This is a genomic window from Pseudomonas sp. LARHCG127, from assembly GCF_052871455.1.
This window is the reverse complement of record NZ_JBIXJT010000025.1, coordinates 1-23,306: the sequence shown is the minus strand read 5'-3', so window position 1 is coordinate 23,306 and position 23,306 is coordinate 1. Positions and strand designations below refer to the sequence as shown.

The following is a 23,306-nucleotide window of genomic DNA, read 5'->3' as shown; positions in this document are numbered from 1 at the left end:
TTCTCCCCTAAGGCCGCATGAAACCGTAATCCTGTTCATCGTCGAGGTTTTCCGCCAGGAAACTCAGCTCGTCGGCCAAGTCTTCAGCGCTGCGCACGGTCTTGCTCTGCTGCACGATGGCACTGAGCAAGGCTCGCAGGCTCAAGCCCGGGTCGAAACCGATCTCCATGGCGGCGTCGTGGCTACGCCTGATCTCTTGTCTGGCCCACTCATAAACACTCATGGTTGTGCTCCTGGAAATTTTCCAGAGCATGCAGGGCGTGCGCAGGGGCAGCCTTGACGTGAATCAAGGCTTGTCATCATCGTTCCACGGCGCCGACAGGTAGCGCGTGCGGTTGAAGGTCTCCAGCCATTCGGGGCTGAACACCACCAACGCACTGATCACCATGCCGTTGATGAACGCCTCGGGAAAGATGATCAGCCAGAGGTAGCCGATGAAATCCTCCAGCCAGTAAGGCATGGCGAATATCCCGTCGTACCACAGCAGGCCAAGCCCAAGCAGCAGGCACGCCAATGCCGAAAGCGCGGCGGCGAGAAACCCCGAACAGAAGATGTAGACGAACAGATTGCGTGGCTGGGCGCGCTCCACCAGGATCGCGCAGCATTCGGTGATAAGCACCGGCAGCAGGATCAGCAGCGCGCCGTTGACCCCGACCGCCGCCATGTCCTGACGTCCCAGCAGCACCAGCGCAAGCTGCGCGCACAAGCCCCCCAGGATCGCCAACGGCCAGTCCAGCAGCAACGTCACGGCGGTCATGCCGATGAAATGATACGAGACACCCGTATCGAAATCCCGGCGTACCAGCCACAGCATGAACAACGCCAGCACCGTGCCGAACAACAGGTGCTGGCGACGGCTGTCGGTGAACAGCTCGACCCACGGTGCCCGCACCAAGGCCCAGGCCAACACCGGCACATACACCAGCCAGCCGGCCGCCTGGGTCTGCGAGGAGAGCAGTTCGGCACCGATCATGGGTTACTCCGTTCGTTCGCTATTGGGGAGCGACACTTCCTGGTTTTTGTACCAGAGCCATTGCAAACCTACCAAAGCCTACCGACCAATCCGAATAGTCATTCTCATGCATGAAGATGAAAACGTCTTGTGGACGAACCTGGGCTTGAATCCCGAGGTTGTCGGCAATTTTTCTGTAGAGCTCGCGCTTCATCGCATCACTGCGGCCCCTGCGCATCGTAATCTCAATCACGATCAAATGGTCTGAACGATCCACACCGTTAAACGTGCGGCTGTAGAAAAACTGCTCGGGATCGTAGTCCGTGACCAGGTTGAACAGTTCATCCTCGGGCATGCCAATGCTCTCGACCAGCGCTTGGTGTATGCCCTCGACAATGTGCTGGCGTTGCGACTGGCTGGTGCCCTTGGTGACGGCTGTACGAACGAATGGCATGTGAGGTGCTCTCAATTTGATTGGGAAAATGCTTCCAATCGTCGCGATGTTGAACAATCGACAACCCCCTGGAAGCCGGGGAATTCTGCGAAATCCCCACCGTACCGGATACCGATTTATGCGCCCGATGTAATTGAGTTAAAGTCACTTCATGAAACGTCACCTACCCCCATTGAATGCACTGCGTACCTTCGAGGCGGCTGCCCGCCTGGGCAAGATGAATGCGGCCGCCGAAGAGCTGTCCGTCACCCCGGGCGCTGTCAGTCGCCAGGTCCGTCAGTTGGAGCTGAGCCTTGGCGTGGACCTGTTCGAAGGCCCAAAGAACAAACCGCAGCTCACCCCTGCCGGGCAGGAACTCCTGCCTGAATTGACGGCCGCGCTGGATCAGATCGAGGCTGCAGTGGGCAGGGTCCGAGACACGGCGACCGGCACCCTCGACGTGTCCTGCTTCAGCACGTTCACGGTCAAGTGGCTGATTCCCCGTCTTTTCGACTTCAATACGACTTACCCGCAGATCAAGATCCGCTTGAGTTCACCGGTCCATGGGACCGATCCGGGGCGGGACCGTTATGACGTGATGATCACGGCAGAACAGGACGTCATGGATGAACGCAAAAACACCGTCCTGTTGTTCGCCGAACGATTGGGCATCGTCTTGGCGCCGTCCTTATCCGCGCGTATCCAATTGACTGACTTGAGCTCGATTTTTCGCCATCCCCTCCTGCACACCAAAACCCGTCCGGATGCCTGGGCGAACTGGGGCGATGCGATGGGATACCCCGCCAGCGCGCCGGCCGGACTGGAATACGAGCACTATTACTTTACGTTGGAGGCGGCGATTGCCGGCTTGGGGATTGGTGTCGCGCCATGGCACCTGGTGGCCGATGACATTCGCCTGGGTCGCCTGGTGGCACCGTTCGGATTTCAGCCAAGCCGCTACTCCTACATTGCCAAGCGCAGCGCGCAACACAGCAAGAAACTGGATCTTTTCTGCGCCTGGTTGGCGCGTCAGGCTGAACAGGATGGCCTGCCGGGCCCTGCCTGAAGCTAATGCTCATCCTGTGGGAGCGGGCTTGCTCGCGAAGGCGGCATTACAGTCAACGATGATGTTGAATGTGCTGTCCTCTTCGCGAGCAAGCTCGCTCCCACAATGGGGTCTGCGGTGTACATGAGTTTTGTGGCGGCTGAAGATCAAGTGTGGGAGCGAGCTTGCTCGCGATGGCGATGGCGCAGGGGCATAAAAAGCTCGACCTGCCTTCTGCTCTTGCTGGGCTTCAAGCGAACAGCATTACCTGCCTGAGCGAAAATTTCGCCCCATCACAGCAGCTTTATTTTTTTTGGCCACATTTGAACGCTAAGCTTGGGCTCATGGATGACTCCGATTACTTACGCCTGCTGACCATCGCGGCCGAGCAAGCCAACGCCTTTCTTTCCAATGCCCGCAAATGGGAGCGTGAGCGTTGGGTCTGCCAGCGTCTGCTGCAAGGGCTGAACGTGCCTTATCGGGCCGACGAGTTCGCTCCGGCCGGGGAGCCGCCGGACGTGCTGTTTCGCGATGCCAATTTCGAGGTGTTTTTCGTGCTCGACGAGGGCCGTCGCCTCAATGACGAATGGCGCGATGAACTGCAACGCCGCCGCAGCGCCTTTTCCCTGAGCCAACTGGTGCGGCGCGAAGCCAAGCCCAGGCGGATCCCGGCCAATGAGTTCCTGCTGCGCCTGGCCCCGACGCTGCGCAAGAAAGCCCACAACTACACCGAGCGCGGCATGGACTTGGGCGATCTGGACATCATCGCCTTCGCCAGTCTCAAGCGCGAAGTGCTGGACCTCAACAGTCACTTTCCACCGCCCACCGAATACCTGCGCCAGGGCTGGCGCTCGCTGTCGCTGGTGGGGCCGACGTTTGCCCGGGTGCTGTTCGCTCATCCCGATGCGCCGGATTTCCTGCGGGGCAACCTGGGCCGCAGCATTGTCTTCGATGTGGGGATCAGCCTGTGAGCCCATTGCAGGAACTGATCGCCGCCGTGCCGCAACAGGGCCGTGTGCGCTGGATCGGCGTGCGCCCCCAAGGCCACGCACCGATGATCGAACTGGACGCCGTGGAGGCGCGCCTGGAGGCCGGGCTGACCGGCGATCATGCCCGCCCCGGTGTGCGCAATGCGCGGCAAGTCACGCTGATCCAATGGGAGCACCTGGGCGTGATCAGCGCGCTGGTGGGCCGCCCCGAGGACCAGCCGGTGCTGCCACAGGCGCTGCGGCGCAACATAGTGGTCAGCGGCATCAATCTGTTCAGCCTCAAGGGCCGGCGCTTTCGCATCGGCCAGGCCATTTTTGAAACCACCGGCTGGTGCCAGCCCTGCGCCCGATTGGAGCGAAACCTCGGCGAAGGTACATTCCAGGCCGTACGCGGCCATGGCGGAATCACCGCCCGGGTGTTAAAAAGTGGAATCATTCGCCTGGACGACCCCCTGGCCGTCGAACCCGTTCCGGCGAGCGGCTATGCTGCTTTCAATGCCGGCTAGCCGGACGCTGTAACGTCTTCACATTCCGCAACGTCTACCTGACGAGGCCTTTATGACCAGCCGCCTGAACCCAGACGACCAGAAGCATGTCGAAGAGTACCTGCAACTGTCCCAGCACCGAGTCGAGCGCCGGCCTTTCCGGCCGTGGATGCTCCTGGTGGTGGTACTGGCCATCACGATTGGCCTGGGCCTGTTGAGCCGACTGATCAGTTACCTGACGCTATGAGCCGCTTGATGCTCGCGCGGGTAACGGCACCGAATTCCTTTAGCCTTGCGAGATATCCCCATGACTCATCGTATTATCATCGTTGGCGGCGGCGCCGGCGGCCTGGAGTTGGCTACCCGTCTGGGTAAGACTCTGGGCAAGCGCGGCACGGCCAGTGTGATGCTGGTCGACGCGAACCTGACCCACATCTGGAAACCCCTGCTGCACGAAGTGGCTGCCGGCTCCCTCAACTCTTCCGAAGACGAACTCAACTACGTTGCCCAGGCGAAATGGAACCACTTCGAGTTCCAACTGGGGCGCATGAGCGGCCTGGATCGCGAGCGCAAGAGAATCCAGCTGGCCGCCACCTATGACGAGGCGGGCATCGAGCTGCTGCCAGCCCGGGAATTGGGCTACGACACCCTGGTGATTGCCGTCGGCAGTACCACCAATGATTTCGGCACCGAAGGCGCGGCGCAACACTGCCTGTTCCTCGACACCCGCAAACAGGCGGAGCGCTTCCACCAGCAATTGCTCCACCACTATCTGCGTGCCCACGCCGGGCAGACCGATATCGTCGAGCGCATCAGCGTCGCCATCGTCGGCGCCGGCGCGACCGGGGTCGAACTGGCGGCCGAGCTGCACAATGCCGCCCACGAACTGCACGCCTATGGCCTGGACCGGATCAAACCGGAGAACATGCACATCACCCTGATCGAGGCCGGCCCACGGGTGTTACCGGCACTGCCAGAACGCATCGGCGGACCGGTGCACAAGACTTTGGAAAAACTCGGCGTCAACGTGATGACCAACGCTGCTGTCAGCCAGGTGACCGCCGACAGCCTGATTACGGCAGATGGCAAAGTGATCGACGCGAGCTTGAAGGTCTGGGCGGCCGGGATTCGCGCGCCAGAATTCCTCAAGGATATCGACGGGCTGGAGACCAACCGGATCAACCAGCTACAAGTGCTGCCGACGCTACAGACCACTCGCGACGAAAACATCTTTGCCTTCGGCGACTGCGCCGCCTGCCCGCAACCCGGCAGCGATCGTAACGTTCCGCCCCGCGCCCAGGCCGCGCATCAGCAAGCCTCGCTGCTGGCCAAATCCCTGAAACTGCGGATCGAAGGCAAGGCCCTGCCCGACTACAAATACACCGACTACGGCTCGCTGATCTCGCTGTCGCGCTTCTCGGCGGTGGGCAACCTGATGGGCAACCTGACTGGCAGCGTGATGCTCGAAGGCTGGCTGGCGCGGATGTTCTATGTGTCGTTGTACCGCATGCACCAGATGGCGTTGTACGGCATGTTCCGCACGGCCATGCTGATGCTGGGCAGCAAGATCGGCCGCGGGACCGAGCCTCGGCTGAAGCTGCATTAAGTCAGCAGCACTAAGGTCGAATGATCCACCGCCATCGCGAGCAAGCTCGCTCCCACAGTTGAGTGCGATCACCCTGTGGGAGCGAGCTTGCTCGCGATGAGGGCGGCGCAGTCAATACTTAAGCTCGGGCAGGATAACTGTCCAAGCTATCCACCGATCAAACCTGAAACCGCTGCACCATCGTGCGCAGCGAATTCGCCAGTTGCGACAACTCGTGGCTGGAGGCACTGGTCTGATCCGCGCCGGAAGCCGAGCGCACCGACAAATCACGAATGTTCACCAGGTTGCGATCGACCTCGCGGGCCACTTGTGCTTGCTCCTCGGCAGCACTGGCGATGACCAGGTTGCGCTCATGGATCTCGCTGACCGACGCCGTAATGGTGTGCAGCGCTTCCCCTGCCCGCTCCGCCATCGCCAGGGTGCTTGCCGCACGACTGGAGCTGGCCTGCATGGAATCGAGTGCCTGGGTGGCACCGCTGCGCATGCCTTGGACCATCTGCTCGATTTCCTGGGTCGATTGCTGCGTGCGATAAGCCAGCGCCCGCACCTCGTCGGCCACCACCGCGAAGCCACGTCCACTCTCTCCCGCCCGGGCCGCTTCAATGGCCGCGTTGAGGGCCAGCAGGTTGGTCTGCTCGGCGATGGCGCGGATTACGTCCAGCACCTTGCCGATATCCTGCGACTGGTTGGCCAAAGATTGCACCAGGCCGCCGGTCACTTGCACATCGTTAGCCAGGGCGCCAATGGCCTCGACCGTGTCGCTGACCCGCTGCTGCCCCAGGGATGCCGACTCACTGGACTGACGCGTGGCATCGGAAGTGGAAACCGCATTGCGTGCAACCTCCTCCACAGCGGTGGTCATCTCGGTGACGGCGGTGGCAGCCTGTTCAATTTCGTTGTTCTGTTGCTGCAGGCTGTGGGTGCTGTCGAGCGTGACGGCGTTCAGCTCATCGGCTGCCGTGGCCAGTTGCGCGGCCGAGCCGCTGATGCCCTGCAACGTCTCGCGCAGATTCTGCTGCATGGCCGCCAACGCCTTGAGCAAACGGCTGACTTCGTCGTTGCCGTGGGTTTCGATCGGCCGGGTCAAGTCACCCCGGGCAACGCTCTCCGCAGCATTCAGCGCCTCGCCCAGGGGCTTGACGATACTGCGCGTGAGCAACATGGCCAGGGCCACCGTGGCCAGGGCGGCAAGCACAATGAACAGGCTGACGATCATGCGGGAATTGGCGTAGTGCTCCTGGGACTTCTGGCTCTCGATGGACACCTGCTTGGAGAACAACTCCGCCAGATCGTTGAGCTGCTTGCCGGAACCGTCCACCACGGTCTTCATGTCCACCAGCAGCAACTTGATCAGATCATCCCGACGCCCCTGTTCCGCCAGGGTGAAGGATTGCGCGATACCGGTACGGTACGCAGCGAACGTTTGCTTGAACTGGTCGTAAAGGGCCTTGCCTTCAGGCGTCATGACGAGTTTTTCGTAAGCCGCGATTTTTTCACCCAGCTCCTTGTCGCGGGTGTCCATTTGTCCGCGATACACCGGGATGTTCTTCGGATCCTGGTCCAGGGCCATGCGCAGGGAGATCGTGCGGATTCGCAACATCCACTCGCGAATCTCGTCACCCCCGCGAATGCTAGGCAGCCATTGGGTTTCCACGGCGACTTCACTGTCACGAATGCTCGACATCTGCCCCAGCGCAAACACCCCGAGCAATGCCACCAACACGGCGATCAAGGCAAACCCCAGCGCGGCGCGAGGGGCGATATTCAACTGACGAAGAAACATAAGGGTGCCTTTTTTATTGTTGGCCCGAGGTGGGGCCGGGCCCCTGTCGGTGGGTTATCGGCAAGTTGTACGATGACTTAAGTCAATCCACTTTATTCCAGGCAAAAAAAATCCCCGTATCTTTCGATACGAGGATTTTTAATATGGTCGGGGTAAGGGGATTCGAACTCCTGACATCCTGCTCCCAAAGCAGGCGCGCTACCGGACTGCGCTATACCCCGGTAAAAAAAAGGCGACCTTTGCAAGTCGCCTTCCTCGATCAGTGCTTTTGGCCTCTGATCTTAAGATTCGATTCCAGCGAGCTGGTTTCAAAAATGGTGGGTCGTGTGGGATTCGAACCTACGACCAATTGGTTAAAAGCCAACTGCTCTACCAACTGAGCTAACGACCCAAATATGGTCGGGGTAAGGGGATTCGAACTCCTGACATCCTGCTCCCAAAGCAGGCGCGCTACCGGACTGCGCTATACCCCGATTGAAATGGCTCCGTGACCAGGACTCGAACCTGGGACCCAATGATTAACAGTCATTTGCTCTACCGACTGAGCTATCACGGAACTGATATTTCAAGTTACTGCAATTTGAAGCTACATCGTTGAATCTCGCTTCAACCTCTTTCACCGTCTGCATCGCTGCGTTCGTGTGTCTGAGGCGCGCTATTCTACAATTTTCAAAACCTCTGTCAACCCCTTAAATTGCTTTCAAGACAATGATTTGCAACTTATTTTGGATTCCTTCCCAGTGAGAAGTAACCCTTGGGGTGACGTACTGCGGGGCGCACTTTACAAGCCTTTTCCTTTGAGTTCAACGGCCTGATGAAAAAAATGGCCTCGCAAGGCAAGGCCATTTCAATTGCCAGCAGTCCCGGCTATCAGTTAAAGACGATTTCGTCGTTCTCCACCGTTCCGGTCACGGTTTCCCCCGGCATGAAGCGCCCCGACAGAATCAGCTGCGCCAGCGGGTTTTCGATCCAGCGCTGGATCGCCCGCTTCAGCGGCCGAGCGCCATAGACCGGGTCGTAACCCACCGCGATCAGCTTGTCCAACGCCTCATCGCTCAATTGCAGTTTCAGCTCGCGCTCGGTCAGGCGACTGCGCAGGCGGCCCAACTGGATCTCGGTAATGCCGGCAATCTGATCCCGGGCCAAAGGCTCGAAGATCACCACTTCGTCGACCCGGTTGATGAACTCCGGCCGGAAATGGGTAGAGATTGCGTCCATCACCGCCGCGCGCTGCGCCTCGCGATCACCCACCAGCTCCTGGATCTGCGTCGAGCCCAGGTTGGAGGTCATCACGATCACCGTGTTGCGGAAGTCCACCGTGCGCCCGTGGCTGTCGGTCAGGCGACCATCCTCCAACACTTGCAGCAGGATGTTGAACACATCCGGGTGCGCCTTCTCGACCTCATCGAGCAGGATCACCGAGTACGGCTTGCGACGCACGGCCTCGGTCAGGTAGCCGCCCTCCTCGTAGCCAACATAACCCGGTGGTGCACCGATCAGCCGTGCCACGGAATGTTTCTCCATGAACTCGGACATGTCGATGCGCACCATCGCCTCCTCGGTATCGAAGAGGAACTCGGCCAGTGCCTTGCACAGCTCGGTTTTACCGACACCGGTCGGGCCGAGGAACATGAACGAGCCGCTCGGACGGTTAGGGTCCGACAATCCGGCGCGGGACCGGCGCACGGCGTTGGACACTGCCACCACGGCTTCTTCCTGGCCAATCACGCGCTGGTGCAGCAGGCTTTCCATCTTCAGCAGCTTGTCACGCTCGCCTTCGAGCATCTTCGAGACGGGAATGCCGGTCCACTTGGAAACCACTTCAGCGATCTCTTCCTCGGTCACCTTGCTGCGCAGCAACTGGTTTTCGCTCTTGCCGTGCTGGTCGACCATTTGCAGGCTGCGCTCCAGGTCCGGGATCACCCCGTACTGCAGCTCGGCCATGCGGTTGAGGTCGCCTTTGCGGCGAGCCGCTTCCAGTTCCTGGCGAGACTGTTCGATCTTTTGCTGGATCTGCGCAGAACCCTGGACCTCGGCTTTCTCCGAGTTCCAGATTTCCTCGAGGTCGGAATACTCACGCTCGTGACGCACGATTTCTTCCTGCAACCTCTCCAGGCGTTTCTTCGCCGCTTCGTCGCTTTCTTTCTTCAGCGCCTGGGACTCGACCTTGAGTTGAATCAGGCGACGCTCCAACCGATCCAGCACTTCGGGCTTGGAGTCGATTTCCATGCGGATGCGGCTCGCGGCCTCGTCGATCAGGTCGATGGCCTTGTCCGGCAATTGACGGTCGGTGATGTAGCGGTGGCTGAGCTTGGCCGCCGCGATGATCGCGCCGTCAGTGATCGCCACCTTGTGGTGCACTTCGTAGCGCTCTTTAAGGCCACGCAGGATGGCGATGGTGTCTTCTTCGCTCGGTTCCTCCACCAGCACTTTCTGGAAGCGCCGCTCGAGGGCCGCGTCCTTCTCTATATATTGACGGTACTCGTTGAGCGTGGTCGCGCCGACACAGTGCAACTCGCCACGGGCCAACGCTGGCTTGAGCATGTTGCCGGCGTCCATCGAGCCTTCGCCCTTGCCGGCACCGACCATGGTGTGCAGTTCGTCGATAAACAGGATGATCTGCCCTTCCTGCTTGGACAGTTCATTGAGCAGGGACTTGAGCCGTTCTTCGAACTCGCCGCGGTACTTGGCACCGGCGATCAGAGCCCCCATGTCCAGGGACAACAGGCGCTTGCCCTTGAGGCCGTCCGGCACTTCGCCGTTGATGATGCGCTGGGCCAAGCCCTCGGCGATGGCGGTTTTACCCACGCCAGGCTCACCGATCAGCACCGGATTGTTCTTGGTACGGCGTTGCAGCACCTGGATCGTGCGGCGGATTTCATCGTCGCGACCGATCACCGGGTCGAGCTTGCCTTCCTCGGCACGCTTGGTCAGGTCGACGGTGTATTTGTCCAGCGCCTGGCGCGACTCCTCGTGGTTGGCGTCGTTGACCGCTTCGCCGCCACGCAGGTTGTTGATGGCGTTTTCCAGGGCCTTCTTGCTCACCCCTTGGCCAAGCAGCAACTTGCCGAGCTTGCTGTTCTCGTCCATGGCGGCGAGCAGCACCAGCTCGCTGGAAATGAACTGGTCGCCCTTCTGCTGGGCCAGGCGATCGGCCTGGTTAAGCAGCCGCGCCAGATCCTGGGACATGTTTACGTCACCGGTCGGATTCTGGATCTTGGGCAACTGGTCGAGTTCTTTGGCCAACTCTTTTCGCAGGCTGTTGACGTCAAAGCCGACCTGCATCAGCAGGGGCTTGATGGAGCCGCCCTGCTGTTCGAGCATGGCTTGCATCAAATGCGCCGGTTCGATACCGGGATGGTCCAGGCCGACGGCCAGGGACTGGGCATCGGACAGGGCCAATTGCAGTTTGCTGGTTAAACGATCAATACGCATGGGTCACCTTCCTAATGAGCAGGCCGGACCTAGAAAACATCCTGAATGAAGAAACCTGCCAGATACCGTTATAGATGTGGTCGATTCTGGAAGATTCAAGCCGGGCGCCCTTGATGCAGATCAGAGAAGTCTAGCGCTCGATCCAGATCAGCGAGGCGAAGCGACCGGTGCGCGGATTGCGCCGGTAGGAAAAGAAACGTGGGTCGGTCACGGTACACAAACCGCCGCCGTAGACGGCCGTGACACCGCGTGCCGCCAGACGCAGCCGTGCCAATGCGTAGATGTCGGCCAGGCATTTGCCGGCGTTGGGGCTCGCGACGAAAGCTTGTGCCGCTTGGGGCAACTGCGCGATGAAGGCTTCACGCACTTCCGGTCCGACTTCGAAGGCTTGCGGGCCGATGGCCGGGCCGAGCCAGGCCAGGATTTCATCCGCAGGCACGGCAAGGCTGTCGAGGGTGGCTTCCAGCACACCGTTCGCCAACCCGCGCCAACCGGCGTGGGCCGCCGCGACGCGGGTGCCGGCACGGTTGCAGAACAGCACCGGCAAGCAATCGGCGGTCATCGCCGTGCACGCGATACCCGGCGTGGCGGTCCAACTGGCATCGGCGGTCGCCACCTGGGTCGGGTCAGCCTCGACCACGACAATGCCGTGGACCTGCTGCAGCCAGGCCGGGGTGATGGCGAATGGATCGGTGAGGCGGCGGCGATTTTCGGCGACGGCCGTGGGGTCGTCGCCGACATGGTCGCCGAGGTTGAGGCTGTCGAACGGCGCCAGGCTGGCGCCGCCCTCGCGGGTGGTGACGCAGGCCTTGACCCGGGCCGGCGCGGGCCAGTCGGGTATCAGCCAGTCACTCATCCGATGAACGCCTCGCGGTCCTGCTTGAGCAACGTCAGCAACCAGACGAAATCATCCGGCAACGGCGATTCCCAGCTCATGCGCTTGCCGGTCGTCGGGTGATCCAGCTCCAGGAAACGCGCGTGCAGTGCCTGGCGCGGGAAACTCTTCAGCGATTCGACCATGGTCTGGCTGGCGGCCGGCGGGATGCGGAAACGACCGCCGTAGGCCGGGTCGCCCACCAACGGGAAGTTGATGTGGGCCATGTGCACACGAATCTGGTGGGTACGGCCGGTTTCCAGCTTGACCCGCACGTGGGTGTGGGAACGGAAACGCTCCAGCACGCGGTAATGACTGACCGCCTGCTTGCCGCCTTCCATCACCGCCATGCGCTGGCGCTGCTGGCCGTGGCGACCGATCGGGGCGTTGATCTTGCCACCGGCGGTGACCACACCGATCACGATGCACTCATAGATGCGGCTGACGCTGCGGCTTTGCAGCTGTGTGACCAGCTGTGTCTGCGCCTGGATGGTCTTGGCCACCACCATCAGGCCGGTGGTGTCCTTGTCCAGGCGATGGACGATGCCGGCACGGGGCACATTGATGATGTCCGGCACGTGGTGCAACAAGGCGTTGAGCAGCGTGCCGTCGGCATGACCGGCCGCCGGGTGCACTACCAGGCCCGCGGGCTTGTTGATCACCAGGATGTCATCGTCTTCATAGACGATGTCCAGGGCAATGTCCTGGGCGACCCATTCTCCCTGGGCCTCCTGCTCGGCAGTCAGTTCGAGGATGGCACCGCCGTGGACGATGTCGCGCGGACGGATCACCGCCCCATCCACAGTCAGGCGGCCGTCCTTGATCCAGGCGGAAAGGCGCGAGCGAGAGTGCTCGGCAAAGAGTTGTGCGGCGACTTGATCGAGGCGTTGGCCGCCCAAATCGGACGGCACCTCTGCGCGAAGTTCTATTTTATCGGACATGCTCGGACTGGGCGTCGGCACAGCCTTTGGTTTCGGCTGCGCGCTTGTGGTTAAATACGGCGTCTTTTGCCCCGAGGCTTTTCAACGGGGCGCTCATCATAACAGGACGGCCCCGCCCAAGACAGCGGCCGTCATAGGGACGCAAGCCGCCATGCAAGTGAAACACCTGCTGCTGATCGCCATCCTCGCATTGACTGCTGCTTGCTCGTCGAAGGAAGTCGTAGACGAAAACCTGAGCGAAGTCGAACTGTACCAACAGGCGCAGAACGACCTGGATAACAACAGCTATACCAGCGCCACCGCCAAGCTGAAGGCGCTGGAGTCGCGGTATCCGTTCGGTCGCTACGCCGATCAGGCCCAGTTGGAGCTGATCTACGCCAACTACAAGAACGCCGAGCCGGAAGCTGCAAAATCCGCCGCCGAGCGTTTCATTCGCCTGCACCCGCAGCACCCGAACGTCGATTACGCCTACTACCTCAAGGGCCTGACCTCCTTCGACCAGGACGTCGGCCTGCTGGCGCGATTCCTGCCGCTGGACATGACCAAGCGTGACCCGGGTGCCGCGCGCGACTCCTACAACGAGTTCGCCCAGCTGACCAGCCGCTTCCCCAACAGCCGCTACTCGCCAGACGCCAAGCAGCGCATGATCTACCTGCGCAACCTGCTGGCTTCCTACGAAATCCACGTGGCCGACTACTACCTGACCCGTCAGGCCTACGTCGCCGCCGCCAACCGTGGCCGCTACGTGGTGGAAAACTTCCAGGAAACCCCTTCGGTGGGTGATGGCCTGGCGGTGATGACCGAAGCCTACCAGCGCCTGCACCTGGACGACCTGGCCGCCACCAGCCTGGAAACCCTCAAGCTGAACTACCCGGACCACCCTTCGCTGGTCGACGGCCAGTTCACCCCGCGCGTTGACGAAGCCGACAACCGTTCGTGGCTGAGCAAGGCGACCCTGGGCCTGATCGAGTCCCGTCCACCGCTGCCGCCGGGCGAAACCCGCGCCAACCAGGACGTACAGCGTCAGTTCCAGGATGCCAAGGAAGCCATCCCGAACGAACTCAAGCCCAAGGATGAAAATGGCGACGTGATCGAGGAAGAAGAGCCTGAGAGCGATTCCAGCGACCGCTCCTGGTTCAGCTACATGACCTTTGGCCTGTTCGACTGAGCCAAGGCACCTACAAAAAGGGAGACCCGACGGTCTCCCTTTTTTGTGCCCGGGTTTTATTGCGCTGTGCGCCGTTCCTGTCCTTGGCTAAACTGCCTGATCTCTAGCCAAAAAGCCGCCCATCATGCTTCGTTTATTGATCTTGTTCGCAGTCGTTGCCTTCGCTATCTGGATCTTTCGCGGAGTGAAGAAGACCGGCGGCCGCGCGTCCCGCCCCACCCAGGAACAGGACGCACCGCCCATGGTCCGTTGCGCCCATTGCGGCGTACACCTGCCCCGTGACCGGGCACTGGCCCTCGAACAGCAATGGTATTGCAGCCAGGCTCATCTCGAGCAAGGCCCGGGCACTCGTGAACGCTGAGGCTACAAGCCCACGCATCAAACAGGCGCAGCGCCTGCTGCGCCTCTACCACCTGTACCGCCTGAGTATCGGCATCACCCTGGTGCTGCTGATCTCCAGCAACATGGACAACCGTCTGCTGGAGTACGCCAACGACGACCTGCTGCGCAGTGGCAGCTGGTTGTACCTGGTCTTGAATATCCTGCTGGTGGTGTTCCTGGAAAACACCCGCCGCCCTGCCCGGCTGTTCGGCCTGGCCCTGACCGACGTGCTGCTGCTCTCGTGGCTGTTCTTCGCCGCGGGCGGTGCCCCCAGCGCCATCGGTAACCTGATCATCGTCTCGGTGGCCATCGGCAATACGCTGCTGCGCGGAAGGATCGGCCTGTTGATCGCGGCCGTCGCCACCCTTGGCATCGTCGGTTCGAGTTTATTTCTTGGCTTGAGCGACTCGAACCGTCCCAGCAGTTACTTGCAAGCCGGCACCCTCGGGGCGTTGTGTTTTGCCGCCGCGCTGCTGGTGCAGGGCCTGATCCGACGTTTGGAAGCCAGCGAAACCCTGGCCGAGCAGCGGGCCAGCGAAGTAGTCGGACTGGAAGCCCTCAATGCCCTGATCCTGCAACGCATGCGCACCGGCATCCTGGTGCTCGACCGCCAGCGCCGGGTCCAACTGGCCAACGAAAGCGCGCTGAACCTGCTGGGCATGCACGATCTGGTCGGCCAGCCGATCGACGATTGTTCCAGCGCCCTGGTCGAGCGCCTGCAACTCTGGCTGAACAACCCCAGCCTGCGCCCGCCCAGCCTGACCATCAGCGGCACGGGCCTGACCCTGCAACCGAGCTTCATCGCCCTGGGCCACAACGACCAGCAGCAGATCCTGGTGTTTCTCGAAGACCTGGCCCAGGTGGCCCAGCACGCCCAACAGCTCAAGCTCGCCTCCCTGGGGCGCCTGACCGCCGGTATCGCCCATGAAATCCGCAACCCCTTGGGCGCCATCAGCCACGCGGCGCAATTGCTGCGCGAATCCGAGGAACTGAACGACGCGGATCGGCGTCTGACGCAGATTATTCAAGATCACTCCCAACGAATGAATCGCGTCATTGAAAACGTCCTGCAGCTGTCTCGCCGCCAGCAAACCACACCCCAGCGCCTCGACCTGCGGACCTGGCTCGATCAGTTCGTCCGGCAGACCCGCGAAAGCATGGCCGACCACCAACGATTGCACTTGAGCATCGACCCGGGCGACTACACCACGCTCATGGACCCCGACCAGCTCACCCAGGTGCTCGACAACCTGCTGCGCAACGCCTGGCGCCACAGCGCCATGGCCCATGAACAGGCCGAGGCCTGGCTGAAACTGCTCATCGACCCTCACAGCCAGCTGTCGACCCTGGACATCATCGACAACGGCCCCGGTGTCACGCCCGAGCAACAGGCACATCTGTTCGAACCCTTCTTTACCACCAGCAGCCAGGGCACCGGCCTTGGGCTCTATCTGTCCCGTGAGCTGTGCGAAAGCAACCAGGCCCGCCTAGACTTCAAACCACGCCAAGGCGGCGGCTGCTTTCGCATCACTTTTGCTCACGGACGGAAACAGATTTGAACAATCGCTCACGGCAACGAATCCTGATCGTCGATGACGAACCGGACATCCGCGAACTCCTGGACATCACCCTGGGCCGGATGAAACTCGACACCCGCAGCGCCAAGAACCTTGCCGAGGCCCAAGCCCTGCTGGCAGGGGATGCCTTCGACCTGTGCCTGACCGACATGCGCCTGCCCGATGGCACCGGCCTGGAGCTGGTACAGCACATCCAGCAACGTTATCCACAACTGCCCGTGGCGATGATCACCGCCTATGGCAGCCTGGAAACCGCCATCGATGCCCTCAAGGCCGGTGCCTTCGACTTCCTGACCAAACCGGTCGACCTGGGTCGGCTGCGGGAACTGGTCACCAGCGCCCTGCGCCTGCCACCGGTCGCCACACCGACCAGCACCCTCGAACGCTGCCTGCTGGGCGATTCGCCCCCCATGCTCGGTGTGCGCAAGCAGATCGAGAAACTCGCCCGCAGCCAGGCACCGGTATATATCAGCGGGGAATCGGGCTGCGGCAAGGAGCTGGTCGCCCGGTTGATTCACGAACAAGGCCCCCGTGCGAACCAGCGTTTTGTACCGGTCAACTGTGGGGCGATTCCCACAGAGTTGATGGAAAGCGAGTTCTTCGGGCACCGAAAAGGCAGTTTCAGCGGCGCCATCGAAGATAAGCCCGGCTTATTCCAGGCAGCCCATGGCGGAACCTTGTTCCTCGATGAGGTGGCCGACCTGCCCCTGGCGATGCAGGTCAAGCTGTTGCGAGCCATCCAGGAAAAGGCCGTGCGCGCCGTGGGCGGCCAGCAGGAGGAGGTGGTGGATGTGCGAATCCTCTGCGCCACCCACAAGGATCTCGACGCCGAGGTCGCCGCCGGACGCTTTCGCCAGGATCTGTATTACCGACTGAACGTCATCGAACTGCGCGTCCCGCCCTTGCGCGAACGCCGCGAAGACATCGAGCCCTTGGCCAACCACATGCTCCAGCGCCTGGCCAGCGCTACCGGCAGCCCTGCGGCAAAGCTCCATCCGCGAGCCCTGGAAGCCCTGCAGAACTACCGTTTCCCGGGCAATGTGCGGGAGTTGGAGAACATGCTTGAGCGGGCCTATACCTTGTGCGAACAGCAACTGATCGAAGCGGATGACCTGCGTCTGGCCGAGGGCAATGCGACTGAGGCGGGCAATCCCGATTTGATGCAGGTCGACAATCTCGAGGATTACCTGGAAGAGATCGAGCGCAAGCTCATCCTCCAGGCATTGGAAGAAACCCGCTGGAACCGCACGGCAGCGGCGCAGCGGTTGAAGTTGTCGTTTCGGTCGATGCGGTATCGGTTGAAGAAACTTGGGCTGGATTGAGCCACGCTTTTTAAGCTTACGCTTACCCCTGTGGCGAGGGAGCTTGCTCCCGCTGGGCTGCGAAGCGGCCCCCAACCTGACACCTCGATGCATCAGGTAGATCGAGTCGCTGCTTTTGGGGCTGCTACGCAGCCCAGCGGGAGCAAGCTCCCTCGCCACAGGTTCGGCGTTCACCCTCTGTAACGCCGCTTTCTAGCCCTCCGGCACTGGCACCCGTTCGTCCAGTACTCGATTGGCCAGTAATGCACACAGTTCAATCAGCTGCTGTACCCCCAAGGCGACATGCCGTCGCGAGCCTTCAAGTTCGAAGGCCAGGTCGCTGATCGTGGCATTGGCGGAGGCCAGGGTTTCGCTGAGGTTGGTGAGGAGGCATTCGGTGTCGATGCCATCCACTACAGTGAATAGCTGGTTTGAGGTGGGTTTCTTTTTGGTGTCGGGCTTTGGGCCGAGGTAATAGTCGAGGGCGCGTTTGGCGGCTTCATCGAGCTTTAGATGATCAGGATCGACTGGGGTTGACGAACCTGTTTCGGGGGGATTGGGCGTATCTTTAATCATTGTCCATCTCCAAGTTTTTGGAGCTGTCACCGATCGCCGCGACGCGATTGGAGGTGGCAGCTGTACGCAGGTTCGCGGACCGAACTTGGAGTTTCGGCATACCCGAAGGTATCCCACGCACAGCCAGCCATGACACGACGACAAATACCGAAGCACCGTCGTCGGCTGGAATTATGCACCAAGTTAACGGGCCGCGACGCCCGGACGCTGAATTGGCAGCGACGGGGAAAGGTTAGCCAGGGTTCTTCCCACCCGGCAACCGCCAGAACTCGTCGGAAAATTCTTTTTGAATCAGAATTTTGTCCGACCATTCCCACAAGGGCTGGTTGGCTGTTAGGGCGGTGTGTATATCCGTTTCTGCGGTAACGGCTGCTTAGGGTTCCGCCCTGACGGCGGGTCACTTTTGGAAGAGCGCCAAAAGTAACCAAAAACGCTTTGCCCCACCACTCGGCACCTCGCCTAGGCTCGGTGTGCCCTCACTCCGGCATTGCTCCGTGGGCCGCCGCGAAGGGCCATCCATGGCCCAGCGCGGCTATCCCGGCATCCATGCCGGGATGCCCACTCCACAATGCCTGCGTTCGGCCAGCGTGGTTTAACGGGGCGTCCAGATCAAGATCAAGATCAAGATCCAAAGCAAGAGCAAGAGCAAGAGCAAGAGCAAGAGCAAGAGCAAGAGCAAGAGCGGGGCACATGCCGACATCTATGTGGCTGAGCCACCGCTATCGCGAGCAAGCTCGCTCCCACACTGGATCTCCGGTGAACACAAAATTCATGTCCGACACAGAACCACTGTGGGAGCGAGCTTGCTCGCGATGAGGCCTGCCCATCCAACATTTTCGCCGACTGAGGCACCGCCTTCGCGAGCAGGCTCTCTCCCACAGGAAAAACGCTACACGCTTCTCAAATCGAGCAATCAACCCGCAATGGCACGATCGACCGACAGCTTGCCCGCCCCTTCGATCAACACGGCAATACTGCCTCCCAGCAACGCCAGGGCAAACTCATAACCGTTGTTGGCCATGAACAAGCCGTTACCAATGTGCACCGAGAAAATCGCCACCAGCGACACAAACGCCAGGCCCAACGCCGCAGGACGGGCCAGCAGACCGATGATCAACGCCAGGCCGGCAAAAAACTCCGTGCCGCCCGCCAGTGTCGCCATCACATAGCCCGGGGTCAGGCCGATGCTTTCCATCCACTGCGCCGTGCCTGCCAGGCCGTAGCCACCGAACAGACCGAAGAGTTTCTGCGAACCGTGGGCGGCAAAGATGACGCCGACGACGATGCGCAGCACAGTCAAGCCGTAGCCGGCGCGGGTGAACAGAACTTTGTTGATGAACGTGCTCATAAGGTCATTCCTTGGGGTAGTGGGGAGTTGGCCGCTATATTAATCAATAAAATTCATGTTAAAAGCGGAAATAATCCGTGATACCAATCAGTTTATTCGATCATTTACGCAATGCAACCTTTTGCTCCTTCGGTTCCAAGGACTCCCGTTCACGATCAAACGCCAGGTAGTACTTATTCACACTATTAACATAGCTGACGGCGCCCATTCCCACCTGCTCCATGGCGATGCGCTCGACTTGGAAAAACCATTGGTTGGGGTTCAGTCCCCGCCGCCGAGCCTCGGCGCGCATACCTTGGACGCGCTCGGGGCCCATGTTGTAGGCCGCCAGGACGAAGGCCATGCGTTCGCGCTCGTTGAGCTTGGGGCTGGCGAAGAACTTGCGGCGGATGAGGGCCAGGTATTTGGCGCCGGCTTGCACATTGGCGTCCAGGTTCTGGATGTTATCGACCCCGACCCGCTGGGCCGCCGCCGGGGTGATCTGCATCAGGCCGGTGGGGCCTGAGCCGCTGCGGGCGTTGGGTTGCAGGGCGGATTCCTTGAAGGCCAGGGCCGCCAGGTTGAGCCAGTCCATGCCCTGGGCGTCGGCATGTTTTTGCAGCACCGGGCGCAGCTTTTCCAGGCGCTGGCGATTGGCCCTGGCCAACGGATAGTGGACTTGGTACAAACGCCGATAGATACGCAGGAATGCCGCGTCTTGATTAGAGGGCACCTTGTAGGTCACCAGGAATCGGTCGATGCTCGCCCGCAGCATGGCGGCGTCACGGCGAACGAACCAGTATTCGTCACCCGGCTCGCCAATCAGCACCTGACGGTCGAAGCGCAGCTTGGGCAGGATCTTGCCCCAGCGCTCGGCGATGGGCTGCTCGACGATGGTCAAATGGAAAATCCCACCCTGAACCATCTCCAGGACATCCTCCACAGCCAGGGAGGGATCGACCCATTCGATCTTCACCGGCGGCAGCTTGAGCAGCGCCAGTTTCTGGTTGATCTGGCTCACGGCGTCCCCCGCCGCACTGCCGTTGGGCAGGGCCAGGGTCTTGCCGGACAGTTGCTCCACGCGCGTGTAGCGCTTCTCTCCCTTGATGCCCACCAGCAGCAAAGGCACGTCGGTACGGATCGGATTGCTGGCACTGACGGCATGGCCGGCCTGGGGCTCAAGCAACTCACCCGGCGCGACGAGGTCGCCCTCCCCACGCTGCAAGGCACCGAGCAATTGGTCCTTGGCCTTGGGGATGATCTTGAGGGTGATTTCCTGGCCATCCAGGGCGTGGCCATTGAGGTATTGCTCGAAAGCGCGCAGCCGGTGGTATTCGACGCCAATGGGTTGGCCCTGGACTTCACCGGAACTGTTGCGGCTTTGGTTGACCAGCACCTTCAACACACGGCTGCTACGAATCTGCGCCAAGTCGCGCACGGTGCCCGGCGCCACCGCCTGCACCGGGCCAGGCAGCCGCGCTTCAGCCGGCATCGGCAACAGCAGCGAACAACACAACAGTAGCAACACCTGGGGACGTGTCATCCACTCTCCGGAAGGAATACCGCCGACCGCCCCCCTTGAAAAACGAGGCTGAGTCGACAGAAACAGAGCGTCTGAGACGCCGAAAAAGTGCGGAAGACTGGCACAGCGATGGCCTTTATACCAACCCAATGTGTCTCGCGGCCTTAACAGACAGCCTCAACTCGTTGTAGTTCTTGGCTTTTCTTATAAATCTACAGCTCTGATATGCTTTCCGGCCTTTGGGCCGAGGTAGCACCATGCAACTCATCGATATCGGCGTCAACCTGACCAACCCCAGTTTCGCCGACAAACACCAGGCGGTACTTGAGCGCGCCTATGAATCCGCGGTCTGCCAATTGGTCCTGACCGGCACCAGCCTCGAGGGCAGCGAACAGGCCCTGGAACTGTGCCAACAGCTCGACGACACCGGGCAGCGGCTGTTTTCCACCGCTGGCATTCACCCCCACAGCGCCAGCGAGTGGACCGCCGACAGCGCCCGGCACCTCAAGGACCTGCTGATGCACAGCCGCGTGCGTGCGGTGGGCGAATGCGGGCTGGATTTCAACCGGGACTTCTCTCCTCGGCCCCAGCAGGAAAAAGTCTTGGAGGAGCACCTCGCCCTGGCAGTCCAGTTGCAACTGCCGGTCTTCCTCCATGAGCGCGACGCCGACCAGCGCTTGCTGGACATCCTCCGGGATTTTCGCGATCAGTTGCCGGCGGCCGTGGTGCATTGCTTCACCGGTGAAAAAAAGGCGCTGTTCAGCTACCTCGACCTGGACCTGCACATCGGCATCACGGGCTGGATTTGCGACGAACGCCGGGGCACGCACCTGCACCCATTAGTGCGTGAAATACCCCGCGGTCGGCTGATGCTTGAAAGCGACGCGCCCTACCTGCTGCCCCGCACGCTGCGGCCCAAACCCAAGAACGGGCGCAACGAGCCGGCCTACCTGACGGAAGTCCTGCGCGAAGTGGCCTTGCACAGGGGTGAAACCCAGGAAGACCTGGCCGACCACAGCACCGCCTGCGCCCGGGCATTTTTTGGGTTGCCCACTCTTTCCTGACGTCTACACATCCCTGTGGGAGCGAGCTTGCTCGCGATAGCGGCGGATCAGCTTGCACACAGGCTGACTGACACACCGCTATCGCGAGCAAGCTCGCTCCCACAAGGGTAATTTGTTGCCTGTCGGCCCGCATCAAAACCGCGAAATCCGCATTGCCTGTTGACCCACATCAAAACCCAGCCTCCTGAGTAGCGGCACAATAATGGCACCTTGCCAATGCTGTTTCCGCTATCAGAGAAAACCTTCCATGGGTGCCTGGCTTAGCAATATCTCGTTGAAATACAAATTCTGGGCGGTCAATGCAGTCGCCTTTATCACCACGCTGCTGCTGGTGCTCTACGCCGTGCACCTCGAACAGCAAGCCCGCAACCACGCGGCCCAGGCGAACGCCCGGGCCCAGGCACAGGTGCTCGACGCCTGGCCTGCTGGACAACCCGTGCCCAAAGCCAACAACCTTCTGGCATTCCAGCGCGGGCAGATCCCGGTGTTCAATGAGCAACCGTTGCCTTCGCTGGTGCAGGCCGAGGGCTGGGTCGAATTCGATGCCGGGCCGCTGTTGGGCGAAAACCCGCTGCTGGGTGCCCAGGTGATTCGTCGAGGTGACGGCCAGCAACTCGCGGTGTTGGCCCATGGTGCAAGCCTGAGCCAAGTGTTCGGTGAACGCTTCAGCCAATACGCCGTGGCGGTGTTCGTGTTGATGCTGGCGATGTTGGGCGCGTCGCAACTGTTGATCCGCTTTTTGCTCAGCCAGCTCAACACGCTCAAGGATGTGATGCTGCACGTGGAAAAAACCGGCGACTTGTCCGCCCGCGTGCCCCTGGCCTGCAAGGATGAAGTGGGCCAGATGGCGGCGGCATTCAATGCCATGCAAGCCGGTTATCAACGGGTGGTCGATACCGTTGCCAGCACCGCCCGGCAGTTGGACAGTGGTGCGGCGCGCCTGGCGTCGAGCATGAACGAGGTACGCCACGGCATGCTCGGCCAGCAAAGCGAAACCGATCAGGCGGCCACGGCGATCAACGAAATGTCCGCCACGGTTTATCACATCGCCCAGCACGCCGGCGCCACCCGCGACCTGTCGAAAACCGCCGACACCCTGGCCGGCAATGGCCACGAAGTGGTTGGCCGGGTGCAGCAGTCGATCACCGGGTTGTCTTCGGGCGTGCAGCAGACCGCCGAGATGATCCAACGCTTGGCCGAAGACAGCCAGAAGATCAACGGCGTGGTCAATGTGATCCACAGCATCGCCGAACAAACCAATCTGCTGGCCCTGAACGCGGCCATCGAAGCAGCGCGGGCTGGGGAAATGGGCAGGGGGTTTGCCGTGGTGGCCGACGAGGTGCGCAATCTGGCCAAGCGGGTCCAGACGTCCACGGATGAAATCACCACCATGGTCTCGGCCCTGCAAGCCGGAACCCGGGACGCGGTGGACTTCATGCAGGAGAGTTCGCTCAAGGCCGATGACTGCGTACAACAGGCCCGCGAGGCCGGCGATGCGTTGGCGCAGATCACCGCAGCGGTGGCACAGATGCGCGAGAGCAATACCCAGATTGCTGTCGCGGCCGAGCAGCAAAGCCACGTTGCCGAAGAAATGAACCGGGCGGTGGTGAGCATTCGCGACGTGACCGAAAACACCGTGCGCCAGACCGTGGATTCAGCCACCACCAGTGACGAACTGGCAACGTTGGCGGGAGAGTTGAGCAAGGCGATCGGACAGCTGAAACTGTAGAAACTGGCTTGCCTGTGGCTTCTGTGGCGAGGGAGCTTGCTCCCGCTGGGGCGCCCGTAGGAGCTGTCGAGTGCAACGAGGCTGCGATCTTTCCCCAGACACTTGAATCTCAAGCGAA

Annotated in this window: 21 protein-coding genes and 4 tRNA genes; 11 read left to right on the top strand and 14 right to left on the bottom strand. The window is 61.0% G+C overall.

Features of this window, described 5'->3' with window-relative positions; all coding sequences use genetic code 11:
- Positions 1–7 precede the first annotated feature (7 nt).
- The 3 genes from ACIPQ1_RS27565 to ACIPQ1_RS27555 form a co-directional block, all read right to left on the bottom strand.
- Positions 8–223 (bottom strand): hypothetical protein, encoded by a 216-nt coding sequence (locus tag ACIPQ1_RS27565; protein WP_053125334.1) that lies wholly within the window; start codon positions 221–223, stop codon positions 8–10.
- Between the two features lie 63 nt (positions 224–286).
- Positions 287–973, bottom strand: coding sequence for an energy-coupling factor ABC transporter permease (locus ACIPQ1_RS27560; RefSeq protein ID WP_411385659.1), 687 nt, complete (start codon positions 971–973; stop codon positions 287–289).
- A gap of 19 nt (positions 974–992) precedes the next feature.
- Complete coding sequence (locus tag ACIPQ1_RS27555; protein WP_446535093.1) at positions 993–1,406, bottom strand: tautomerase family protein; 414 nt, start codon at positions 1,404–1,406, stop codon at positions 993–995.
- Between the two features lie 151 nt (positions 1,407–1,557).
- Here ACIPQ1_RS27555 and ACIPQ1_RS27550 point away from each other — a divergent pair, with 151 nt between their 5' ends.
- The 5 genes from ACIPQ1_RS27550 (at position 1,558) to ACIPQ1_RS27530 (ending at position 5,510) form a co-directional block, all read left to right on the top strand.
- Positions 1,558–2,451, top strand: coding sequence for a LysR substrate-binding domain-containing protein (locus ACIPQ1_RS27550; RefSeq protein ID WP_411385660.1), 894 nt, complete (start codon positions 1,558–1,560; stop codon positions 2,449–2,451).
- Positions 2,452–2,774: 323 nt separating this feature from the next.
- Entirely contained in the window at positions 2,775–3,401 is a 627-nt protein-coding gene (locus ACIPQ1_RS27545; RefSeq protein ID WP_186709015.1) for a DUF1780 domain-containing protein, read from the top strand.
- On the top strand, positions 3,398–3,925 hold the full coding sequence (locus ACIPQ1_RS27540) for an MOSC domain-containing protein (RefSeq protein ID WP_446535092.1): 528 nt from the start codon (positions 3,398–3,400) through the stop codon (positions 3,923–3,925). The genes ACIPQ1_RS27545 and ACIPQ1_RS27540 overlap by 4 nt, the downstream gene beginning before the upstream one ends.
- 52 nt (positions 3,926–3,977) lie before the next feature.
- The gene (locus ACIPQ1_RS27535) at positions 3,978–4,151 is read left to right on the top strand and encodes a DUF3094 family protein (protein WP_039593877.1); all 174 of its coding nucleotides are present in this window, start codon (positions 3,978–3,980) and stop codon (positions 4,149–4,151) included.
- A gap of 60 nt (positions 4,152–4,211) precedes the next feature.
- The gene (locus tag ACIPQ1_RS27530; RefSeq protein WP_446535091.1) at positions 4,212–5,510 is read left to right on the top strand and encodes an NAD(P)/FAD-dependent oxidoreductase; all 1,299 of its coding nucleotides are present in this window, start codon (positions 4,212–4,214) and stop codon (positions 5,508–5,510) included.
- 157 nt (positions 5,511–5,667) lie between these two features.
- Here ACIPQ1_RS27530 and ACIPQ1_RS27525 read toward each other — a convergent pair whose 3' ends face one another.
- From ACIPQ1_RS27525 to rluD, 8 genes are all read right to left on the bottom strand, one after another.
- Positions 5,668–7,293: a methyl-accepting chemotaxis protein gene (locus ACIPQ1_RS27525; RefSeq protein ID WP_446535090.1), complete on the bottom strand. Its 1,626-nt coding sequence runs from the start codon at positions 7,291–7,293 to the stop codon at positions 5,668–5,670.
- Positions 7,294–7,437: 144 nt separating this feature from the next.
- A tRNA-Pro gene (locus ACIPQ1_RS27520) sits at positions 7,438–7,514 on the bottom strand.
- A gap of 94 nt (positions 7,515–7,608) precedes the next feature.
- Positions 7,609–7,684: transfer RNA gene (locus ACIPQ1_RS27515), tRNA-Lys, on the bottom strand.
- A 5-nt stretch (positions 7,685–7,689) separates the two neighbouring features.
- A tRNA-Pro gene (locus tag ACIPQ1_RS27510) sits at positions 7,690–7,766 on the bottom strand.
- 7 nt (positions 7,767–7,773) lie between these two features.
- Positions 7,774–7,849: transfer RNA gene (locus ACIPQ1_RS27505), tRNA-Asn, on the bottom strand.
- Between the two features lie 314 nt (positions 7,850–8,163).
- Complete coding sequence (gene clpB / locus ACIPQ1_RS27500) at positions 8,164–10,728, bottom strand: ATP-dependent chaperone ClpB (protein WP_186708990.1); 2,565 nt, start codon at positions 10,726–10,728, stop codon at positions 8,164–8,166.
- A 130-nt stretch (positions 10,729–10,858) separates the two neighbouring features.
- Entirely contained in the window at positions 10,859–11,584 is a 726-nt protein-coding gene (pgeF, locus tag ACIPQ1_RS27495) for a peptidoglycan editing factor PgeF (protein ID WP_446535089.1), read from the bottom strand.
- Complete coding sequence (gene rluD, locus ACIPQ1_RS27490) at positions 11,581–12,543, bottom strand: 23S rRNA pseudouridine(1911/1915/1917) synthase RluD (RefSeq protein ID WP_186708981.1); 963 nt, start codon at positions 12,541–12,543, stop codon at positions 11,581–11,583. Before rluD ends, pgeF begins: the two co-directional genes overlap by 4 nt.
- A gap of 151 nt (positions 12,544–12,694) precedes the next feature.
- Here rluD and ACIPQ1_RS27485 point away from each other — a divergent pair, with 151 nt between their 5' ends.
- The 4 genes from ACIPQ1_RS27485 to ACIPQ1_RS27470 all read left to right on the top strand — a co-directional run bounded on the left by ACIPQ1_RS27485 (position 12,695) and on the right by ACIPQ1_RS27470 (position 16,991).
- The gene (locus tag ACIPQ1_RS27485) at positions 12,695–13,711 is read left to right on the top strand and encodes an outer membrane protein assembly factor BamD (protein ID WP_186708980.1); all 1,017 of its coding nucleotides are present in this window, start codon (positions 12,695–12,697) and stop codon (positions 13,709–13,711) included.
- A gap of 124 nt (positions 13,712–13,835) precedes the next feature.
- Positions 13,836–14,072 (top strand): PP0621 family protein, encoded by a 237-nt coding sequence (locus ACIPQ1_RS27480; protein WP_186708979.1) that lies wholly within the window; start codon positions 13,836–13,838, stop codon positions 14,070–14,072.
- A complete protein-coding gene (locus tag ACIPQ1_RS27475) occupies positions 14,062–15,651 on the top strand; it encodes a two-component system sensor histidine kinase NtrB (RefSeq protein ID WP_446535088.1) in 1,590 nt (529 codons plus the stop codon). The genes ACIPQ1_RS27480 and ACIPQ1_RS27475 overlap by 11 nt, the downstream gene beginning before the upstream one ends.
- Complete coding sequence (locus ACIPQ1_RS27470) at positions 15,648–16,991, top strand: sigma-54-dependent transcriptional regulator (protein WP_411385665.1); 1,344 nt, start codon at positions 15,648–15,650, stop codon at positions 16,989–16,991. Before ACIPQ1_RS27475 ends, ACIPQ1_RS27470 begins: the two co-directional genes overlap by 4 nt.
- A 192-nt stretch (positions 16,992–17,183) precedes the next feature.
- Here ACIPQ1_RS27470 and ACIPQ1_RS27465 read toward each other — a convergent pair whose 3' ends face one another.
- From ACIPQ1_RS27465 to ACIPQ1_RS27455, 3 genes are all read right to left on the bottom strand, one after another.
- Entirely contained in the window at positions 17,184–17,546 is a 363-nt protein-coding gene (locus ACIPQ1_RS27465) for a DUF6124 family protein (RefSeq protein ID WP_446535087.1), read from the bottom strand.
- A gap of 913 nt (positions 17,547–18,459) precedes the next feature.
- The gene (locus ACIPQ1_RS27460; protein ID WP_250962377.1) at positions 18,460–18,894 is read right to left on the bottom strand and encodes a DoxX family protein; all 435 of its coding nucleotides are present in this window, start codon (positions 18,892–18,894) and stop codon (positions 18,460–18,462) included.
- 100 nt (positions 18,895–18,994) lie between these two features.
- Positions 18,995–20,416, bottom strand: coding sequence for a transglycosylase SLT domain-containing protein (locus ACIPQ1_RS27455; RefSeq protein ID WP_250962378.1), 1,422 nt, complete (start codon positions 20,414–20,416; stop codon positions 18,995–18,997).
- A 236-nt stretch (positions 20,417–20,652) separates the two neighbouring features.
- Between ACIPQ1_RS27455 and ACIPQ1_RS27450 the strand changes: the two genes are divergently transcribed.
- A complete protein-coding gene (locus ACIPQ1_RS27450; RefSeq protein WP_411386873.1) occupies positions 20,653–21,459 on the top strand; it encodes a TatD family hydrolase in 807 nt (268 codons plus the stop codon).
- 247 nt (positions 21,460–21,706) lie between these two features.
- Entirely contained in the window at positions 21,707–23,188 is a 1,482-nt protein-coding gene (locus ACIPQ1_RS27445) for a methyl-accepting chemotaxis protein (RefSeq protein ID WP_446535086.1), read from the top strand.
- Positions 23,189–23,306: the final 118 nt, after the last annotated feature.

What these genes read in the sequence shown, in the direction of transcription:
- ACIPQ1_RS27465 (WP_446535087.1), bottom strand. Translation starts at nt 17,546, where the DNA reads ATGATTAAAGATACGCCCAATCCCCCCGAAACAGGTTCGTCAACCCCA.
- ACIPQ1_RS27545 (WP_186709015.1), top strand. Translation starts at nt 2,775, where the DNA reads ATGGATGACTCCGATTACTTACGCCTGCTGACCATCGCGGCCGAGCAA.
- ACIPQ1_RS27450 (WP_411386873.1), top strand. Translation starts at nt 20,653, where the DNA reads ATGCAACTCATCGATATCGGCGTCAACCTGACCAACCCCAGTTTCGCC.
- pgeF (WP_446535089.1), bottom strand. Translation starts at nt 11,584, where the DNA reads ATGAGTGACTGGCTGATACCCGACTGGCCCGCGCCGGCCCGGGTCAAG.
- clpB (WP_186708990.1), bottom strand. Translation starts at nt 10,728, where the DNA reads ATGCGTATTGATCGTTTAACCAGCAAACTGCAATTGGCCCTGTCCGAT.
- ACIPQ1_RS27445 (WP_446535086.1), top strand. Translation starts at nt 21,707, where the DNA reads ATGGGTGCCTGGCTTAGCAATATCTCGTTGAAATACAAATTCTGGGCG.
- ACIPQ1_RS27460 (WP_250962377.1), bottom strand. Translation starts at nt 18,894, where the DNA reads ATGAGCACGTTCATCAACAAAGTTCTGTTCACCCGCGCCGGCTACGGC.
- ACIPQ1_RS27525 (WP_446535090.1), bottom strand. Translation starts at nt 7,293, where the DNA reads ATGTTTCTTCGTCAGTTGAATATCGCCCCTCGCGCCGCGCTGGGGTTT.
- ACIPQ1_RS27485 (WP_186708980.1), top strand. Translation starts at nt 12,695, where the DNA reads ATGCAAGTGAAACACCTGCTGCTGATCGCCATCCTCGCATTGACTGCT.
- ACIPQ1_RS27560 (WP_411385659.1), bottom strand. Translation starts at nt 973, where the DNA reads ATGATCGGTGCCGAACTGCTCTCCTCGCAGACCCAGGCGGCCGGCTGG.
- ACIPQ1_RS27565 (WP_053125334.1), bottom strand. Translation starts at nt 223, where the DNA reads ATGAGTGTTTATGAGTGGGCCAGACAAGAGATCAGGCGTAGCCACGAC.
- ACIPQ1_RS27530 (WP_446535091.1), top strand. Translation starts at nt 4,212, where the DNA reads ATGACTCATCGTATTATCATCGTTGGCGGCGGCGCCGGCGGCCTGGAG.
- rluD (WP_186708981.1), bottom strand. Translation starts at nt 12,543, where the DNA reads ATGTCCGATAAAATAGAACTTCGCGCAGAGGTGCCGTCCGATTTGGGC.
- ACIPQ1_RS27455 (WP_250962378.1), bottom strand. Translation starts at nt 20,416, where the DNA reads ATGACACGTCCCCAGGTGTTGCTACTGTTGTGTTGTTCGCTGCTGTTG.
- ACIPQ1_RS27555 (WP_446535093.1), bottom strand. Translation starts at nt 1,406, where the DNA reads ATGCCATTCGTTCGTACAGCCGTCACCAAGGGCACCAGCCAGTCGCAA.
- ACIPQ1_RS27550 (WP_411385660.1), top strand. Translation starts at nt 1,558, where the DNA reads ATGAAACGTCACCTACCCCCATTGAATGCACTGCGTACCTTCGAGGCG.
- ACIPQ1_RS27535 (WP_039593877.1), top strand. Translation starts at nt 3,978, where the DNA reads ATGACCAGCCGCCTGAACCCAGACGACCAGAAGCATGTCGAAGAGTAC.
- ACIPQ1_RS27480 (WP_186708979.1), top strand. Translation starts at nt 13,836, where the DNA reads ATGCTTCGTTTATTGATCTTGTTCGCAGTCGTTGCCTTCGCTATCTGG.